The organism is Streptomyces sp. XD-27 (assembly GCF_030553055.1).
GTDB lineage: Bacteria > Actinomycetota > Actinomycetes > Streptomycetales > Streptomycetaceae > Streptomyces.
On record NZ_CP130713.1, the window covers coordinates 3,395,804 to 3,413,314 of the forward strand.

Below are 17,511 nucleotides of genomic sequence, written 5' to 3' on the forward strand. Positions count from 1 at the left end.
CGACATTCCCGAAGATGTCAGACCTTGCGATGTCAGACCTTGGCCATACGCTCCTGCTCCATGAGCTCGCCGACGCCGCACCTCGCCCCCGACCAGCGCCGTGCCCGCCTCGCCCGGCGGCACCTGCTCGCCCCGGACCGGCGGGCCGCGACCGTCGAGGAGGTGGCCGACGCCCTGGCCGGGTTGCACGCCACCGATCCCGCGACCGTCTATCTGGCCGCGTGCGCACGGCTCGCGGCGCCCGACGCCGGGGCCGTGGACCGGGCGTTGTACGAGGACGTGTCCCTGGTGAAGCTGCTGAGCATGCGGCGCACCCTGTTCGCGGTGACGGCGGGCTTCGCCCCGTACGTCGGCGCCTCCACCGCCCGCGCCATCGCCGTCAAGGAGCGGACCACGGCGCTCAAGCACCTGCGCGAGGGCGTGGACGACGCGGCGGAGGCCTGGGACGAGCGGCGGCTGGTCGCCACGGAGGTGGCGGTGCTGGCGGCGCTGGCCGAGCGCGGGCAGGCGACGACCGCCGAGCTGGCGAAGGACGTACCGGCGCTGCGCGAGCAGATCACGATGGCGCGCGGCAAGCCGTACGAGTCCAAGCAGAGCGTCGGCACCCGGCTGCTGCGGCTGCTCGCCTCGGACGGCCACGTCCGGCGCTGCCGCCCGCGCGGCGGCTGGACCAGCAGCCTGTACCCCTGGGCGCTCGTCCCGGCGCTGCCCGACGTGCCGGTGCGGGAGGCCAAGGCGGAGGTGGCCCGGCGCTGGCTGGCCGCTTACGGACCGGCGACCGAGGCGGACCTGAAGTGGTGGACCGGCTGGACGCTCACCGACGCCCGCAAGGCGCTGGCCGACATCGGCGCGGAGGGCGTGACCCTCGACGAAGGGCCCGGCTTCGTCGTCCCCGGCGACACCGAGCCGGTCCCGGATGCGGAGCCGTGGGCGGCGCTGCTGCCGGGCCTGGACCCGACGGCCATGGGCTGGCGGGGGCGCGACTGGTATCTGGACCCCGAGCACGTCCCCGCCCTCTTCGACCGCGCCGGGAACGTCGGCCCCACGGTGTGGTGGTGCGGCCGCGTCATCGGCGGCTGGGCGCAGCGCGCGGACGGCGAGTTGGTGTGGCGGCTGCTGGCGGACGCGGGCCGGGAGGCGACGACCGCCGTCGAGGCGGAGGCGGAGCGGCTGCGCGGCTGGCTCGGGGAGGTGCGGGTCACGCCCCGGTTCCGTACGCCGCTGGAGCGGGAGCTGTCCGCATAGCCGGGCCGAGCGGCGCACGGGCTTCCCGCAACGCCGGGTTCGCCGCAACGCGGACTCTCCCGCAACGCCGGTTCGCCGCAACGCGGGATCTCGCATGACGTGGGATCTCCCGCAACGCGGGTTCGCCCACGACGCAGGCTCTCCCCCGACGCGAAAACCCCCGCCGGTGGGCGGGGGTTTCCGGTGGGGGGTGGGTACGAGCCCGGTCAGCCCTTGGCCTTCCAGGTGCGGGAGTCCCTCAGCAGCTTGCGCAGCGCCGGGTCCAGCACCGCCTTCGTGTTGTCCGTCGCCCTGGCGGTGACGGTGTGCTCCCGGCCGTCCGCCGGCACGCCGAGCGACCTGGGCGTGATCGCCACCTTGCCCTTGGCGGCGACGGCCTCCTTGCCGTCCACGTACCACCGCAGCGTGGCGGTGTCCGGGACGTCGACCGTGAGGCGCGTGGTCCGGCCGAGCAGGGTCTTCGCGGGGGTGGCACTGCTGACCACGCTCGCGTGGCGGTAGAAGCCCGCGATCATCGCCTCACGGCCGGGCAGGTTGAACTCCCTGCCCAGGGTCCGCATGATCGAGTTGTCGGTGGGGCGGTTGAGGCCCTTGGGGTAGTAGCCGCCGCCCTCGTACGCGCCGACCGTGCCGCCGTCCGGCGAGGTCTGGTCCAGCCAGCGGTACCACTTCTTCTGCTGCGCCCTGAGCTCGTCGGCGCTGAGCGTGCTGGTGTTGATGTCCGCGGTCTCCGGGCCCGAGTACGTGCCGTACTCCGGGTAGAAGTACTCGTCGGCGAGCTTGCCGAGCGAGTGGCCGGTCTCGTGGACCGCGACCTGGTCGGAGTCGGGATGGTCGGAGGAGGCCGTGGCCACCCCGTCGTAACCGGGCTTGGACACCACGTCGTTGTAGCCCGCGCCACCGTACTTGGCGGAGTTCGACAGCACGATGACCAGGTCGGCGGCGGGCGCCTTGACCGCGTACGACTCCACCTTGGCGGTGTCCACGCACAGCAGCCGCTCCAGGCCGTCGCACCAGAAGTACGACTTGAGGGCGGTGTCCTTGACGACGTCCTTGCCCGGGTCGCCGGAGACCCCGGACTCCCGGGAGACGGCGTCCACGGTCCAGACGTTGAACAGGTCCTTGTACGAGGCGTACGGCTCGACCTCGGAGATCTCCGACCACTTGGCGCGGACGTCGGCGTGGAAGTCCTCCTGCTGGTCGGCGGTGTAGCCGTCGCCGACGAAGACGACGTCGACCTTGTCGGCGGTCGGGCCCTTGTCGACGACCGAGGACACCTCGCCGTCACCGGCGGCCTGGGCGGGGGCCAGCGCGCGGTCGGAGCGGGTGAGTCGGTCGGGGGTCTTGGCGGGCACCTCGGTGTGGCGGGGGTGGCCGCCGGGGCCGGTGAAGTACTCGACCTCCACCTGCGGTTCGGCCCGGTCGGCCGAGGCGGAGGAGGGGGACGCGTCCGTGTCGGTCGCGGTGGCGGTGGCCGTCAGGGCGGCGGCCAGCACGACGCCGGCCAGGGCGGCGGCACGTACGGGGATGCGTATGCGTCTGCGGTGGGGGGTGGGCACGATGGACTCCCGAAGTCGGCTGCGTAAGCAGCGAGTTAAGCGGGGTTACGCCGATGGTTTAACGTGCGCTCAACTTAGGGCGTCGTCGCGGCGCCCGGCAATGGTGGTGCGGAAGGGAATCCGGAAGCGGGTGATTTTTCCTTCGCACGCGGGTTACGGCGCGCCAACCCCGCCCCACGGGTCACACGCGCCTGATACGGGTCACGCGTGCCTGATACGGCTCACGTGTGCCTCATACGGCTCACGCGTCGCGCACCAGGCTCAGCAGCCGGTCCAGGACCCGGCGGCCCCCGGCGCGCACCCCGTCGTGCTCGAACTCGTCCGTCACCCAGGTGCGCAGGCCCCGGACGGCGCGGGCGGTGCGCAGCGAGTGGGCCGTGTCCACGAACAGGTCGTCGTGGTAGATCGCGGCGGCCACGGGCACGTTGTTGCGGGCCAGCCGCTCCGCGTCGTACAGAGGCCCCCATCCGGTGCGCTCGGCGAGGAGTTCGGCGGTGCGGCGCAGCGGGCGCAGCGCCGCGTGGGTCTCCAGCATCCAGGGGTGCACGCTCTCGCCGGTGAACAGCACCGGGTCCGGCCCGTCGAGGGCGCGCGCCGGGTCGAACGCCGGGAACTCGGCGCGGACGCGGTGGGCCGACCAGGCGGTGGCCCGCCCGTCCTGGGCGTAGATGGACTCGTGGAGCAGGGTGTACAGCGGGCTGCCGGCGCGCGAGAGCACCCCGGCGACCTGCTCGGTGAAGGCGTCGCTCAGCCGCGGCCCGCCGGGGGTGGGCGTGAAGGCGTCCTCCAGCAGGTAGTGCAGCCGGTGCGAGCCGTCGCCGGAGCCGAGCAGGATACCGAGCTGCTGAAACGATTCGGCGGTGAGTCGCGACCCGTCCGGCAGCACCTCCTCGTGCTCGGCGAGGTGTGCCACGATCCGCCGCGCCGCGTCCGCATCACCCGGATAACGACCGTAATGCGCCAGCGTCTTGCGTTCCATACGGGGGTACGCCGCGCGGTAGACGGCGTCGGCGTCCGCGTCGAGTCCGGGCAGGCCGCCGGTGATCAGCGCGGCCGCGAGCCCCTCCGGGGCGTGGCTGAGGTAGCTGACGGCGCAGAAGCCGCCGAAGCTCTGGCCGAGCACGGTCCACGGCGCGCCGCCGGTCAGTCGCCGCCGGATCAGCTCGCAGTCGGCCACGATCGCGTCGGCGCGGAAGTGCGCGAGGTAGTCCGCCTGCTGCTCGGGGGTGCCGCGCAGCGGCAGCGTCTGCCGGTCGGCCGGGGTCGAGCGGCCGGTGCCGCGCTGGTCCAGCAGCAGGACGCGGTACTCGTCCAGCGCCCGGTCCAGCCAGCCCGAGCGGCCGACGGGCCGGTCGGCGCCGAAGCCCGGCCCGCCCTGGAGGTAGAGCAGCCAGGGCAGCTCGGGCCGGGCCCGTCCGTCGGCACCGGTCTTGTCCGTGGCGACGACTTCCCGCGCGTACAGCCTGATCCGCTCGCCGTCCGGGGCCTTATGGTCGAGTGGTACGTCGAAATGGTGGTCGGTGAGGACGAGTCCTGGCTGACGGACGGTGGTCGAGGGGTGCGAACCGGGAACCATCGCCTGCGGCATCTTCAAATCCTCACGTAAATGGAGTTGACTCGCTGCTTAACCTACCGCTGGGAGAACGGGGGGAACATGGCGTACATCGCGGATGCCGGTGCCGGGGACGTGCGGAGCGAGGGGTCGGAGGCGATAGGCCGGCGGGTGTTCCGGATGCGCACCCGCAAGGGCCTCACCCAGCGGCAGCTCGCCGAGCCCGCCTACACCGCGGCGTACATCTCCACCCTGGAGGCGGGCAGGGTGCGCCCCTCGGAGGCGGCGCTGCGCCACCTCGCCGTACGGCTGGGCATCAGTTACGAGGAGCTGGCCACCGGCCGCTCGCCGCGCGAGGCCACCGAGCTGCGGGCCGGGCTGACCGACGCCCGCAGCGCCCTGAGCACCGGCGCGGCCGAGGCCGCCGCAGAGCGGTTCGCCGCGCTGCGCGCCGAGGCGGAGCGGCTGGAGCTGCCCGCGGAGCAGGCGGCCGCGCTGCTCGGGCTCGGCGACTGCGCCCTGGAGACCGGGGAACTGGCCCGCGCCCGCGACCACTTCCAGGCCGCGGAGGCGCTGCTGGCCGACGAGCCGCTGCCGCAGCGCGTGCCGGCGGTGCGCGGCCGCGCCCTGGCCCATCTGCTCGCCGGTGAGCTGCGGTACTCCTGCTATCTGCTGGAGCGCACCATCGACGAGCTCAACGCCTCCGGGCTGCACGACCCGGACGCCCTGCTGCTGCTCTACACCGCCTCGATCGCCCCGTACATGGACATGGGGGCGCACGCCCGCGCCGCGCACGCCGCCGAACTGGCCCTCGCCCTGGCGCCGCGCGTCGAGAACCCGGAGCTGATCGCCGGGATGCACCGGGGCGTGGCCCGCACGCTCATCGCCGAGGGGCGCATCGCCGACGCGGACGCCTCGCTCGCCAAGGCCCAGGAGCTGTACCAGCAGCTGCGGATACGGACCGATCTGGCGCACTGCCACTGGATGCGCGGATACGTGCACGCGCAGGACGGCGACCTGGAACGGGCGGAGAGCGAACTGCGCACGGCCCGCGACATGCTGGCGTCCAAGCGGGCCGCGCTGTTCACCGTGCAGGTGGAGGTGGAGCTGGCGGACGTGCTGCGCAGGCGGGGACGGCCGGCGGAGGCGGAGGCGCTGCTGCTGCCGCTGCTGACTCCGGCTGAGGCATACGGGGGCGGCGGCGCGGCGGACGGTGCGGCGGGCGGTGGTACGGCGGGCGGTGAGCCGGGCGGCGGTGCGGCGGGCGGCGGGCTGTCCGCCGAGCGCGGCGCCGTGCACGCGGGCGGCGCGCACCGGCTGCTCGGGCTGATCGCCGAGGAGCGCGGCGACACCGAGGCCGCCGAAGAGCACTACTGCGCCGCGCTGTCCCTGCTGGAGCGCACCGGGGCGGCGGGGGACCTGGCCGACCTGTGCCGGCTGCTGGGCGATCTGCTGCGCCGCGAGGGGCGCGTGGAGGCGGCGATGGACGCGTACCGCACGGGCCTGGGGCACCGGGCGGCGCCGGGCACCACGACACTGGGCCCGGCGCCGACCGAGCCGCCGCTGTAGGCGGCCGTACCGACGGCTGTCCACGGCCGTGTCGGCGGCGACGTTGGGTCGGTCCTGTCCGGTTGGTCGGGCCGGACAGGACCGATAAATCGCGGCGCCGAAGGTCCCCTCCTCCGCGGCGTCGCGACGGTTCCGCCGCCGGCCGGTCTCTCCCCCCGCGGGAGGCCGGTCAGCGGCTGGTCTCGTACGGCGCGAGGAGCGTGCTCCAGCCTCGCCGCAAGTCGTCGTACTCGTCCTCGCACAGTTCGGCGCGTTCCTTGGTCAGCCGCTCGCCGTCCACGAGGGAGCGGTGCCGGTCCGGCGCCGAACCGTACACGTAGCAGTAGTAGTTGGCCGCGCGGGCGGCGTCCGGGAGGTGCTCGTCCGCGAAGTCGATGTCGGCCGGGTCGGTCTGCCCGGCGTACAGCAGGTAGTTGTCGGCGGCGGCCAGCACCGCGGCGCGGCCCGCCTTGCCCTGGGGGATCAGGTGGTACGCGGCGAACTGGTCGGCCACGTCCTCCTCACGCCCGACGAACGGCAGGTCGAGCCGGTCGATCAGGGCGTGCGCGACCTCGTGGTAGAGGGTCTCGGTGACCACCCCGGCGGTCTTGTCCGCGATCTTGCCGTCGATCGCTGCGGAGTCGGCTTCCGCGTCGGCCGTACCGCTCTCGTCCGCCGCGTCCGCCGCATCGTCCTCGAACAGCTCGCGGACCTCGTCGACGAACTCGTAGCAGAGCTCGACGCGGCGCTCCTCGGGGTCGTACGCGACATCGGAGTTCCCGCAGGTCCGACCCTGGATGCCGATCTTCTCCCGCAGCTTCAGCCGCTTGTTGAGCTGCTCGGCGACCCCTTCCGGGAGCCGCCGCTGCCGCAGGAAGTCGCGCGCCCAGGCATGGTCGTCGCTCTTGGCGGGCTGGTACGACGTCCACAGGCCGCCGCGTGTGGGGGGCGCGGCGGCCTGTGACGCTGTGCTGCACCCCGCTATCAGCCCCGTGACGGCACCTGTGGCCGTCAGGGCGGCCACGGTGCGCAGGTGAGCGCGGTGGCACAAGGTGGTGCGGGCGGGAGTCCGGTCGGTCCCCGCGGGGTGGTGCAGCATGAAGAGCACTCTGCCGTGTCCATGGCGGCGGCGAAATCCACCGCTGGTCTCTGCTTACCCCCGCCGATCGGAGGGGGTGATCCCGCCCACTGGACGGAGCTGAGCCCTCCACTTCTCCGAATCGTTGCGGCACTCTTGGAACGACCGTTGGCCAAAACCCATCCACGCAGTCAGCGTGGTCAGCGGGGAAGGAAGAGGGAGCAGCTGGTGATTCGTGTCGCTGTGGTGGACGACGAGCAGCTCGTCAGGTCCGGGCTCCGGCTGATCCTCGGAACGGCCCCGGACATCGAGGTGGTCGCCGACTGCTCCGGCGGCGAGGCGGTCGACACGGTGGTGCGCGCCGGCGCCGACGTCGTCCTGCTGGACATCCGGATGCCGGACGTGGACGGCCTGACCGTGCTGCGCCGGCTGCAGGAGACGCCGCGCCCGCCGGCCGTGGCGATGCTCACGACGTTCGACGCGCAGGAGTACCTGGCCGCCGCGCTGCGCGAGGGGGCCGCCGGGTTCCTGCTCAAGGACACCGAGCCCGAGCAGCTGGTGCGGGCGGTGCGGACCCTCGCCGAGGGCGGCAGCGTCCTGGACCCGGGCGTCACCCGGGCCGTGATCGGCGGCTTCCTCGCGGCGGAGGCCGAGGCGACCGCCGCCGCCGCGGTACGGGCGCTGACCCCGCGCGAGCGGGAGGTGCTGGCACTGCTCGGCGAGGGCCTGGCCAACCCGCAGATAGCGGACCGGATGGGGCTCGCCGCCAGCACGGTGAAGGACCACGTGCGGGCCGTGCTCGGCAAGCTCGGCGGCCTCAACCGCGTCCAGGCGGCCATCGTCGCCGACCGCGCCGGCCTGGTCGCGGGGCTGCCGCAGGCGGGCGGCGGCGCGCGGTGAACACCTGGAAGGCCCTGTGGGCGCGGCCCTGGGCCCGCCTGATCGTCCCCGTCCTCCTGGCCACCGCCGACGCGTTCCTGGTCAACGGCGTGACCTTCGGCCTCGCGCTGAACGTCTCCCTGATCGCGGCCGGGGCGCTGCTGCTGCGCACCCGCTTCCCCCTGACCGTCTTCCTCGCGACGCTCCCGGGGATCCTCATCGGCTACGTGTGGTTCGCGCCCATGATCGCGATCTACACGGTCGCGGTCCGCAGGGACGACAGGCGGCTCCTCACGGCGTGCGTGCCGCTGCTGGCCGCCGCGCACTTCATCCCCTGGCCGGTCTCCGACTTCGAGCCGACGGCGTACCGCGAGAACACCCTCACCCTCATCGACGCCTTCGTGACCTCCATAGGCCCCATCGCGCTCGGCCTGCTGGTGCGCACCCGCCGCGAGCTCGCGGCCCGCCTCGACGAGCTGACCCGCAGCCGCCGGCACGCGGACCGGCTGCTCGCCGAGCAGGTCGTGGGCACCGAGCGGGCCCGGCTGGCCCGGGAGATGCACGACGTCGTCGCGCACCAGGTGAGCCTGATCAGCCTCCAGGCGGGGGCCGTGCAGATCAGTACCGCCGACCCCCGGGCGCGCGAGGGGGCGCGGACCATCCGCGACCTGTCCGTCCGCACCCTGGAGGAGCTGCGCCACATGGTCGGCATCCTGCGGACCGCGGGCGGCGACGCGGAGGACCTCACCCCGCAGCCGCGGCTGGCCGATCTGCCGCGCCTGCTGGAGGTGAGCGCGCTGGAGGTGGAGTACGAGGCGGACTACGCCGAGCGGCCCACCGGGCGGACGGGACGGCCCGAGGCGGTGGAACGGGCGGCCTTCCGGACCGTGCAGGAGGCCCTGACCAACGTCCGCAAGCACGCCCCGGGCGCCCTCGTACGGGTGCGGGTCAGCGACCGGGACCCGGCCTGCGACCGGCTGCGGGTGGAGGTGCGCAACGGCCCCCGGGACGCGGGCGCGCCCGCCCCGGAGCTGCCGGGCGGCGGACACGGGCTGGTGGGGCTGCGGGAGCGCGCCCGGCTGCTGGGCGGCACCTTCGACGCGTACCGGACGGACGACGGCGGGTTCGTGGTCAGGGCGGAGTTCCCGCAGCACGCGTGACCGGCCGCGCGGCGCGCCCGCCGGCGTACCGCGTCCGCGCGGAGCCGCAGCTGATCCGCGTGGAGCCGCAGCTGTTCTGCGCGGAGCCGCAGCTGAAACGTTTACCCGGCCGAGGTGACGGAAGAAACGATTAGGCGGCGGTGGCCGTCGTCGCGGCGGCCAGGTCCGGGTACACCTCGAAGAGCCTGCGCACGCCGAGCGCCGCGAGGACCCGGTTCACGTGCGAGCCCGACCCGTCAGGCGCGTCCTGCGGCGGCAGGATCAGCCGCAGCTGCCCGGAACAGGAGCGCATCAGCCGCCGGGCGGCTATGAGCACCCCCACCCCGCTGGAGTCGCAGAACCGGACCTCGGAGAGGTCGAGAACCACGGCGTGACGGCCCTCGGCGACGGCGTCGTGCACATGCTGCCGGACCGCCGGCGAGGTCACCAGGTCCATCTCGCCGGATACCCGCAGCACGACCCAGTCCCCCCGCTCGGCCTGCATCACCTTCAACGTCACGCGTCGATGCCCTTCCCTCGCCCGCCGAATCGCACGTCGGCCCGCCGCCAACCGGAATCAGCTGTTCCCGGTGCGGCTGCCCGCCCTCTCCCCTGTGAAACACGCCCCCGTGAAACACGCCCCCGTGAAACCTGCCCGACACGACCCTAAGCCCCGCCCCAGCGTCCCGCCGAGGGATTCCTGCGTAAAGTGACGGGCCCAATACCATCCGCAGCGCCACGATCGGGGCACATTGCCCGGAACGTGCGGATGAAGTCAGTCGTTCGCACTACATTCGATGCGAGTCCGGGCACAGTTGCTGGAGACTGCCGCACTTCCGACCACAGGGATGGGGGCCGTATGGCGCACGACGCATCTCCCCGCTGGGACCGCAAGATGCAGCAGCGCCTGGCGCGGGGCGAGGCCGCCGCGCTCGGCGAGCTGTACGACCGCTTCGCGTCGCTCGTCCACCACCTGGCCTTCCGCATCCTGGACGACGAGCAGGCGGCTGACCGCGTCACCCGCGAGGTCTTCGGCTACATCTGGGAGAACCCGGACGCCTACGACCCCAAGCACGGCTCACTGCGCTCCTGGGTCGCCACGCTCAGCCACCGCCAGGCGGTCCACCGGCTCCGGGAGAGCGAGGCCGCGTCGATAGCGGAAGGCGACCGGGCCACGGAGGAGGAGGTGGAGGCGAAGATCCGCGACGCCTCGGCCGCCGCCCGGGCCGACTACATCGTCACCTCCATGCCCGCCCCGCTGCGCGCCGCCCTCGAACTGGCCTACTTCCACCGCCGCGACTACCGCCAGGCGGCGGCCACGCTCGGCGTCACGGAGGACGAGGCCCGCCGCCGCCTCCGGCTCGGCCTCCAGCTGCTGTCCACGGCGAACGCGCACAGCCCGCATACGGCGTCCCCGCCCGGCTACGGACGGGCGCTGTGAGCGGCGCGCGCGAGAAGGAGGAGGCACCGTGAGCGGGCCGGGCGGACCGGACCGCTTCGAGGGCTTCGACCACGACGAGTTCGAGGACGACAGCGGCGACGGCTGCGGCCATGGGGACGGCACCGGCCGGGCGGACGACGGTACGAGGCGTGGGGACGGCGTGGGCCGGGCGGACGACGGTACGGGCCGGGCGGACGGCACCGGCGACGAGCGCGACCGTGACCGCGGCGGTGCGGGAGGCGGTGCAGGCGGCGGCGAAGCGGGCAGCGGTGCGGGAGGGCCGGGAGGCCCGGCGGGTGGCTCGCGCTCGGAAGGCGCCGGTCCACCGCTGATACCGCCACCCCGCCCACCCGCCGAGGACGGCACCGACTGGCAGGGCCCCGGTGGCGCGACACAACGAGGCGGCACACCACGCGCCCGTGTCGAACCGCCCGAGCCGAGCGGAGCCGCGGAACCCGGCAAGCCGTCCGACCCCGACCGGCCGTCCGACCCCGGCAAGCCGTCCGACCCGAACCAGACGTCCGGGCCCGGCGAACCGCCGACCGGCCACCGCCGCCCCACCACCCCGCGGACGCCCCCGGTGCCCGCCGGGCGGCGGCCGTCGCCGACCGGACGGGCGCGGCCTCCGACGGCCTCGCCGACGCACACGGTCCTGAAGTCGCTGCTCGGTGCCTGGGCCCTCGCCGCGTGCTCCGGCGAGGAGACCGCGGCCGTCGAGGCGCACCTCAACGACTGCGTACCGTGCGCGGAGGAGGCGCTGCGGCTGCGCGACGCGGTCGGGCTGCTGCACCACGAGGACAGCCTGGATCTCGACCCGCGGCTGCGCACCCGGGTCCTCACGGGCTGCCTGGACCGCCGTCCGGCCCGGATCCCGGTTCCCGAGTGGGCGTCCGCCTACGACGCCGAGGCGGCCCGGCTGGACGCGCTGCTGCGGGACATGGGCGGCGCGGAGTGGCGCGCCCCGGTCCGCCTCAAGTGGTTCGACGGCAAGCGACTGGTCGGCCGCGACACCACCGTCCACGGGGTCATGGGGCATCTGATGGCCGTGGACGGCCTCCTCGCGGCCTCCCTCGGGCTGCCCGACCCGCTCGGCGCCGGCGCGCCGGCGTCCCCGGAGCGGCGTACGGAGGCGTTCTGGCGCGCGGAGCCCACCGACCCGGAAGGCCCTCACGCCGAGCCGGGCGCCGGACCGGACCGCGGTTCGGGCGCCGGTCCGGGCGACGGCCCGGGCGACGGCGTTCGCGGCGGCTCCCAGGGGCACGGCATCTTCGGGCGCGGCATCGCGGCCGGGGTGCCCAGTGCGTACCGTTCCGGCGCGCCGCCCGGAACCCTCCGCGAGGCGTGGCGCGAGCAGGCTCACTCCCTGGTGCGCACCGTCTCCTTCGCGGGCCGCGGCACCGCCGACCTCCCCGTGCCGTACGACGGCTCAAGCCTGCCGGTGCACGACGCCTTCCTGGACCGCGCCTTCGCCTGCTGGGTGCACGCGGGAGACATCGCGGACGCCGTCGACTACCCGTACAAGCCGCCGTCGGCCACGCATCTGCACCACATGATCGACCTGTGCGCGCGGCTGCTGCCCGACGCCCTCGCCAAGCGCCGCCGCGACGGGCTCGCGGGGCCGCCCCGGAGGCTGGGTGCCGCGGGCGCCCTGGGGCGCTCCCTCCGCCTGGAGATCGAGGGCAGCGGCGGCGGCCACTGGTTCATCGCGCTGGACTCGCCCGGCGCGCTGGCCGGGCCGGACGGGGAGGTGGCGCACATCGCCCTGGACCGGGACGCGTTCTACCAGCTGGCCGCCGGGCACGTGCCGCCGCTGGACGCGGCGGCGGGCCAGGTCGGGGACCCCGAGGCGATCCGCGACGTGCTCTTCGCGACGGCGTCCCTGTCCCGGCTCTAGTACGGGCCGAGCCGGAGCGCGGGGCCGGGCGGTGCCCCGGTCGACGGCGGGCCGAGCGGCGCCCCGGTCAGGAGAAGATCACCGTGCGGTTGCCGTTGAGCAGGACCCGCCGCTCGCTGTGCCACTTCACCGCCCGCGCCAGCGCCTGGCACTCCACGTCGCGGCCGACCGCCACCAGCTGGTCCGGGGTGACCTCGTGGCCCACCCGCTCGACCTCCTGCTCGATGATCGGCCCCTCGTCGAGGTCCGCCGTCACGTAGTGGGCGGTGGCGCCGATCAGCTTCACGCCGCGCGCGTGCGCCTGGTGGTACGGCTTGGCGCCCTTGAAGCTGGGCAGGAAGGAGTGGTGGATGTTGATGATCCGCCCGGACAGCTCCCTGCACAGCGCGTCGGAGAGCACCTGCATGTAGCGGGCGAGCACCACCAGCTCCACGCCTTCGGCGCGCACCAGCTCCAGCAGCCGCGCCTCGGCCTCGGGCTTGGTGTCCTTGGTCACCGGGATGTGGTGGAACGGCACCCCGTAGGAGCCCACCAGCTCCTCGAAGTCGGTGTGGTTCGACACGACCGCGGCGATCTCGACCGGCAGCGCGCCGATCCGGGCCCGGAAGAGCAGATCGTTGAGGCAGTGCCCGAACTTGGACACCATCAGCACGATCCGCATCTTCTCGTCGGCCCGGTGGATCTGCCAGTCCATCTGGAAGGACTCACCGACGGCGGCAAAGCTGGCCCGCAGGCTCTCCACCCGCACCGGCGCCTCCGCCGTGAAGTGCACCCGCATGAAGAACAGGCCCGTGTCGCGGTCGCCGAACTGCTGGCTGTCCACGATGTTGCAGCCGGTCATGAAGAGGTAACTCGACACGGCGTGCACGATGCCCTGCTTGTCGGGGCAGGACAGCGTGAGGATGTACTGGTCGGGGGCGGCAGGTCGCGACTCGCTCATAGCCCAATAGCGTCGCACACCGGCGAGGGCCCTCGGACCCGGCCGACCGCCTCAGGCGGTCGCCATCCCTCGGACCCCCGGTCCCTCAGATCCCGCCGGTCATCATCGCGAGGACGTGCAGCGGGTACGGCGGCACGTCCGGGTTCTCGCCGTCGTTCGCCGCGAGCCGCACATGGGCGTCCCGCGCCGCCCGCACGGCCTCCGGCCACCCGTGGTGCTCCAGATAGGCCGAGACCGGCGCGTCCGCGCCCACCTGGTGCATGATCCGCAGCACGCGCAGCACGGCGACGTCGACCAGCGCGGCCTCCTGGGAGTCGCGGAAGATCGTCCCGACGTACTTCTCGGCGGACCAGTTGTCCAGCCAGGTGTCCTCGACCAGCCGGTAGACGGCGTCGGTGACGTCTCCGTATCCGTCCTGGCCCGCGAGCCAGCACTCCTGTTGGAAGACGGGGTCGGAGAGCATGTGCAGCGCCGATCGCACGTTGCTGCGCCAGCGCCACCACGGCATGTCATTGAGCGGCATGGCGCCCATGGTGGTCGAGCGGCGGCCGCGACGGGAAGAGTTCTCCGAACCTTGCACGGTGCCCGATCGTACGTTCTTCACACTCCGGCCGGGAGTGACCCCCGCAATTCACCTTCATGACACCATCCGTTGATCTGACGGAACGCACACGTTCCGGGGGGACCGCCAGGCTCCCGCCATGACCGGAAGGCGACGCCCCTCCTCTCGTCCGTTCCGCACCGCCGTCCTGGCCACGTGCACGGCGGTCAGCGCGTCCCTGCTCACCGGCTGCGGTGCGGTCCCCTTCGCCGCCGGGGATTCCGAGAGCGCCCCGATCGTCGTGATGACCTGGGCCCCGGAAGGCACCGGAGCGACCAACATGCCCGGCATGCCCGCCATGGCGCAGGCGTACGCGCGCTGGGTCAACGACAGCGGCGGCATCCACGGCCGCGAGCTCAAGGTCCTCACCTGCAACGAACGCAACGACACGGTGTACGCCGCCCGCTGCGCGCGAGAGGCGGCCGACGCCAAGGCCGTCGCGGTCGTCGGCTCCTACAGCCAGTACGGCCGCTCCGTCATGTCGCCGCTGGAGGTCGCGGGCATCCCCTACATCGGCGGGTACGGGGTCTCCGCGCAGGAGTTCAACAGCCCGATCTCGTACCCCGTCAACGGCGGCCAGGCCTCGCTGCTGGCGGGCAACGGGCGCCAGCTCGCCTCCGTCTGCAAGCGCGTCTCCCTCGTCCGCCCCGACACCATCGCGGGCGACGAGCTGCCGAAGCTCTTCGACGCGGGGCTGGCGGACGGCGAGCGCGGCCCCGCCACCGACGTCCGGGCCCCCGAGGACGCCTCCGACTACACCCGGCAGGTGCAGCGCGCCCTGGACGGGGTCGGGGCGGACCCGCACCGGTACGGCACCGCCCAGTACGGCACCGAGCTCGACCGGTCGGCGTGCGTCACCGCCGCGCTCGGCAAGCGGACGAACACCTTCTTCGACTCCTTCCGCCGCGTCCAGGAGGACAAGCCCAGGGTGCGGATCGCCTCCGTCCTGGGCAGCGTCCGGCAATCCCTGGTGGACAGCACCGGCGGCAGCGAGAGCGCGCTGGAGGGCGCGTACGCCACCGGCTGGTATCCGGCGGCGGACGATGCGCGGTGGGGCCCCATGTACCGCGTCATCAACCGGTACGCCTTCGACGACAACCGCATCGACGCGGCCGACCCCGGCACGCAGACGACCTGGATCGCCTACACCGCGCTGCGGTCCGTCCTGAAGTCGCTCGACAAGGACGACATCAGCGCCCGCTCGGTCCGCAAGGCGCTCAACCGCGGCCACGAGGTCGACACCGGCGGCCTGACGCCCCCGCTGCGCTGGCGCTTCACCGACCTGCTGGCGGTCCCCGGCTACCCCCGGATCGTGAACGCCAACGTCACGTACCAGGTGGTACGCGACGGTCGGCTGGTGGCGGTCCGCGACGGCTTCGTCGACGTCACGAAGACGCTGGAAGACCACACGGGCGAGGGCTGACGCGGCGCGCTTCCGGCCCGGAGGGCCGGGATCGGGGTACGGGGACCGGGGCCGGGCTGCCGGGGGACCAGGGTCCGGGGCCCTGGCGGGCCCCGGACCGGGTGGCGTCAGAGCTGCTCCGGCCTGCGCTCGGTCAGGCCGTACCGCTTCGCGATCGGGTTCCACAGCGCCGCGGCCTTCCGCTTCGCCGTGGTCGCCTGCCTGCTCGCTGTCTCGGCGGCGACCGTCTGGCCCGTGTTGCGCGCCCTGCCCTTGTGGCAGCCCTTCTTCCCGCCGACCTGGTCCGCCCACGCCGCGTAATGGTTGTCCGCCGACGCCGACGACTTCCACGCCGTGTTCAGCGCCTGGGTCAGCTGGGCGTGGTTGGGCAGCTTGTCCACGGAGATCCCGGCCAGCCGGGTCACCAGGGCGTTGCGCTGGCCCGCGGCGGCCCGCAGATCCGTGGCGGCCTTGGTCAGGTCCTTGCAGACCCTGATGTTCCCGACCGACCTGATGACCGACGCGCGGCTGTTGCCGCTGTCCGCGAGCAGCGTGTCCAGCGCCTTCGCCTGCTCCTTGACCGGGTCCGCGGTCGGCGACGCACTGGCCTCCGCGCTCTCGCCGGGCGTCGCGCTCGCGCCGGTCTTCTTCGTGTCGCCGTCGCCCTCGTCGTCCCCGCCGAGGCTGAGCGCGGCGCCCGCCGCCAGCCCGGCGACGGCGCAGGCCGCGACGACGATGCCGATCAGCGCGCCGCGGGAGACGCCGCGGCGCCGGGGCGAAGCGGCGTCGTCACCGTACGGGCTCGCGGCGTTCGCGCCGTAACCGGCGGGCGGCTCCATACGGTCGTCGAACACCGGCAGCTGCTGGGTGGAGTCGGCCGGTTCGGCACCGGGCCCCGGGCGGCGCCGTCGGCCCGGAACAGGCCGTCGAACTCCGCGGGCGGCTGCCGGTCCTCCGGGCGGCCGGGGCGGATCGCGTACGGGCCGCCGGGCGGCCGGGGCGGCTGGTGCCCGCCGCCGGGCCCGCCGGCCGCCGGGATCGGGCCGGGCAGGACCTGCGTCTCCTCGGCCGCGCCGGGGCGGCGCCCTGCTGCTGCGGCGGCGGACCGGCCTGGGCGGCGGCGGCCTGAGCGGCGGCCTCCTGCGGGCGGATCCTGCGCAGTACGGTCGTGGATTCCGCGGGCGACTCGGCGTGCCGACCGCGCGGGGCGCGCTCGGGTGGCAGCGGGGTGGAGCCGGTCTGCGGTGCGCCCGTGGCGGCCGGGACGGGGGCTCCCTCGGGGGCAGCGGCACGGCCCCGGCCCGGGGTATACCGGCCGGGGGTATGAGCTGGGTCGCCTCGGCGTCGGACGCGGGGGCGCTCGCGGACGGGGGCGGGGTGTCGGCGGTGACAGGGCGCAGCACGGTGGTCTCCTCGCCGGGCCGCGGCGCGGGAGGCACCTGCCGCTGCGGCGGCTGCGGTTCGAGCCGCGGCAACGGCCGACTCACCTGCCCCGGCTGATCGGCCGGGCCCGCGTATCCGCCTTGGCCCGGCTGACTGGCCTGGCCGGCGTATCCGCCTTGCCCCGGCTGGCCGCCGTGGACCGGTGCGCCCGGCTGCTGGTGCGGCGGCAGTGACCGGCCCTGCTGCTGCCCGTACGGAGCGGGCGGTTGGGGCTGCGGCGCCTGCCCGTATGACTGCGCGCCCGGCTGCTGGGGCTGCCCCTGCTGGCCGTACGGGGACTCGGACTGCTGGCCGTACGGCGCGGGCTGGTCCCCGTACGACGACGCGGGTTCCTGTCCGTACTGCCCGGGCTGCTGCCCGTACGCGGACTGCCCGTGCGTCTGCTGCCCGTACGCCGCCTGTCCGTAGTCCGGCTGCGGTGCGTAGCCCGATGACTGCTGCGGGGCGGGAGCAGACGGCTGCTCCTGCCCCTGCGGGCCCCAGGGCGCACCCCACGGCTGGCCACCGGCCGGAGCCGCCTGCTGCTGCTCCGGGGCCCACTGGTCGCCGTGAGCGGGCAGCACGACGCCCTCATGCGCGGGCGGGACCGCAGGAGGCTGCGGCTCATTTCCCTGTCCGCTCTGCGTCACCGGGACTCCTATGGCTAATGCGGAACTTACGGAATCGTCGGCTCACGCTACCGGGTCCCCGCCCCGCGCAGCGCTGGGGTGACCGCTCTGCCCCATTCCCTCCCTCCCCTGCCGCAGCCAGGCCGAGAACCCGGCGGAGGCGTGACAGCGGGCGCCCGGAA

Annotated in this window: 14 protein-coding genes; 7 read left to right on the plus strand and 7 right to left on the minus strand. The window is 74.1% G+C overall.

All coding sequences use genetic code 11. The annotated features are described in order from the left end of the window. Positions 1–60: 60 nt before the first annotated feature. The gene (locus Q3Y56_RS14355) at positions 61–1,245 is read left to right on the plus strand and encodes a winged helix DNA-binding domain-containing protein (RefSeq protein WP_304462317.1); all 1,185 of its coding nucleotides are present in this window, start codon (positions 61–63) and stop codon (positions 1,243–1,245) included. Positions 1,246–1,451: 206 nt separating this feature from the next. Here Q3Y56_RS14355 and Q3Y56_RS14360 read toward each other — a convergent pair whose 3' ends face one another. Then, positions 1,452–2,804 carry a M64 family metallopeptidase gene (locus tag Q3Y56_RS14360; protein ID WP_304462318.1) on the minus strand — a complete coding sequence of 451 codons (1,353 nt, stop codon included), beginning with the start codon at positions 2,802–2,804 and terminating at the stop codon, positions 1,452–1,454. 241 nt (positions 2,805–3,045) lie between these two features. Further along, positions 3,046–4,392, minus strand: coding sequence for an alpha/beta fold hydrolase (locus Q3Y56_RS14365; RefSeq protein WP_304462319.1), 1,347 nt, complete (start codon positions 4,390–4,392; stop codon positions 3,046–3,048). Positions 4,393–4,458: 66 nt separating this feature from the next. Here Q3Y56_RS14365 and Q3Y56_RS14370 point away from each other — a divergent pair, with 66 nt between their 5' ends. Continuing rightward, positions 4,459–5,925: a helix-turn-helix transcriptional regulator gene (locus Q3Y56_RS14370; RefSeq protein ID WP_304462320.1), complete on the plus strand. Its 1,467-nt coding sequence runs from the start codon at positions 4,459–4,461 to the stop codon at positions 5,923–5,925. A 169-nt stretch (positions 5,926–6,094) separates the two neighbouring features. On the opposite strand, the gene Q3Y56_RS14375 is transcribed toward Q3Y56_RS14370, so the two are convergent. After that, positions 6,095–7,003, minus strand: a complete 909-nt coding sequence (locus Q3Y56_RS14375; RefSeq protein WP_304462321.1) for a DUF4344 domain-containing metallopeptidase — start codon at positions 7,001–7,003, stop codon at positions 6,095–6,097. A gap of 207 nt (positions 7,004–7,210) precedes the next feature. Between Q3Y56_RS14375 and Q3Y56_RS14380 the strand changes: the two genes are divergently transcribed. Then, positions 7,211–7,882, plus strand: a complete 672-nt coding sequence (locus Q3Y56_RS14380) for a response regulator transcription factor (protein ID WP_304462322.1) — start codon at positions 7,211–7,213, stop codon at positions 7,880–7,882. Then, on the plus strand, positions 7,879–9,021 hold the full coding sequence (locus tag Q3Y56_RS14385; protein ID WP_304462323.1) for a sensor histidine kinase: 1,143 nt from the start codon (positions 7,879–7,881) through the stop codon (positions 9,019–9,021). Before Q3Y56_RS14380 ends, Q3Y56_RS14385 begins: the two co-directional genes overlap by 4 nt. A 130-nt stretch (positions 9,022–9,151) precedes the next feature. On the opposite strand, the gene Q3Y56_RS14390 is transcribed toward Q3Y56_RS14385, so the two are convergent. Beyond that, positions 9,152–9,505, minus strand: coding sequence for an STAS domain-containing protein (locus Q3Y56_RS14390; protein WP_304465609.1), 354 nt, complete (start codon positions 9,503–9,505; stop codon positions 9,152–9,154). 354 nt (positions 9,506–9,859) lie between these two features. Here Q3Y56_RS14390 and Q3Y56_RS14395 point away from each other — a divergent pair, with 354 nt between their 5' ends. Both Q3Y56_RS14395 and Q3Y56_RS14400 read left to right on the plus strand, forming a co-directional pair. Further along, a complete protein-coding gene (locus tag Q3Y56_RS14395; RefSeq protein ID WP_304462324.1) occupies positions 9,860–10,441 on the plus strand; it encodes a sigma-70 family RNA polymerase sigma factor in 582 nt (193 codons plus the stop codon). A 28-nt stretch (positions 10,442–10,469) separates the two neighbouring features. Continuing rightward, positions 10,470–12,335, plus strand: coding sequence for a zf-HC2 domain-containing protein (locus Q3Y56_RS14400; RefSeq protein WP_304462325.1), 1,866 nt, complete (start codon positions 10,470–10,472; stop codon positions 12,333–12,335). Positions 12,336–12,402: 67 nt separating this feature from the next. On the opposite strand, the gene purU is transcribed toward Q3Y56_RS14400, so the two are convergent. Both purU and Q3Y56_RS14410 read right to left on the minus strand, forming a co-directional pair. Next, positions 12,403–13,275 carry a formyltetrahydrofolate deformylase gene (gene purU, locus Q3Y56_RS14405; RefSeq protein WP_304462326.1) on the minus strand — a complete coding sequence of 291 codons (873 nt, stop codon included), beginning with the start codon at positions 13,273–13,275 and terminating at the stop codon, positions 12,403–12,405. A gap of 85 nt (positions 13,276–13,360) precedes the next feature. After that, positions 13,361–13,798, minus strand: a complete 438-nt coding sequence (locus Q3Y56_RS14410) for a hypothetical protein (RefSeq protein ID WP_304462327.1) — start codon at positions 13,796–13,798, stop codon at positions 13,361–13,363. A gap of 178 nt (positions 13,799–13,976) precedes the next feature. Between Q3Y56_RS14410 and Q3Y56_RS14415 the strand changes: the two genes are divergently transcribed. Then, positions 13,977–15,299, plus strand: a complete 1,323-nt coding sequence (locus Q3Y56_RS14415; RefSeq protein WP_304462328.1) for an ABC transporter substrate-binding protein — start codon at positions 13,977–13,979, stop codon at positions 15,297–15,299. Positions 15,300–15,406: 107 nt separating this feature from the next. Here the strand turns inward: Q3Y56_RS14415 and Q3Y56_RS14420 are convergent, their stop codons facing one another. Continuing rightward, positions 15,407–17,350, minus strand: a complete 1,944-nt coding sequence (locus tag Q3Y56_RS14420; RefSeq protein ID WP_304462329.1) for a hypothetical protein — start codon at positions 17,348–17,350, stop codon at positions 15,407–15,409. Positions 17,351–17,511: the final 161 nt, after the last annotated feature.

What these genes read in the sequence shown, in the direction of transcription:
- Q3Y56_RS14395 (WP_304462324.1), top strand. Translation starts at nt 9,860, where the DNA reads ATGGCGCACGACGCATCTCCCCGCTGGGACCGCAAGATGCAGCAGCGC.
- Q3Y56_RS14390 (WP_304465609.1), bottom strand. Translation starts at nt 9,505, where the DNA reads ATGCAGGCCGAGCGGGGGGACTGGGTCGTGCTGCGGGTATCCGGCGAG.
- purU (WP_304462326.1), bottom strand. Translation starts at nt 13,275, where the DNA reads ATGAGCGAGTCGCGACCTGCCGCCCCCGACCAGTACATCCTCACGCTG.
- Q3Y56_RS14370 (WP_304462320.1), top strand. Translation starts at nt 4,459, where the DNA reads ATGGCGTACATCGCGGATGCCGGTGCCGGGGACGTGCGGAGCGAGGGG.
- Q3Y56_RS14355 (WP_304462317.1), top strand. Translation starts at nt 61, where the DNA reads ATGAGCTCGCCGACGCCGCACCTCGCCCCCGACCAGCGCCGTGCCCGC.
- Q3Y56_RS14375 (WP_304462321.1), bottom strand. Translation starts at nt 7,003, where the DNA reads ATGCTGCACCACCCCGCGGGGACCGACCGGACTCCCGCCCGCACCACC.
- Q3Y56_RS14415 (WP_304462328.1), top strand. Translation starts at nt 13,977, where the DNA reads ATGACCGGAAGGCGACGCCCCTCCTCTCGTCCGTTCCGCACCGCCGTC.
- Q3Y56_RS14365 (WP_304462319.1), bottom strand. Translation starts at nt 4,392, where the DNA reads ATGCCGCAGGCGATGGTTCCCGGTTCGCACCCCTCGACCACCGTCCGT.
- Q3Y56_RS14410 (WP_304462327.1), bottom strand. Translation starts at nt 13,798, where the DNA reads ATGCCGCTCAATGACATGCCGTGGTGGCGCTGGCGCAGCAACGTGCGA.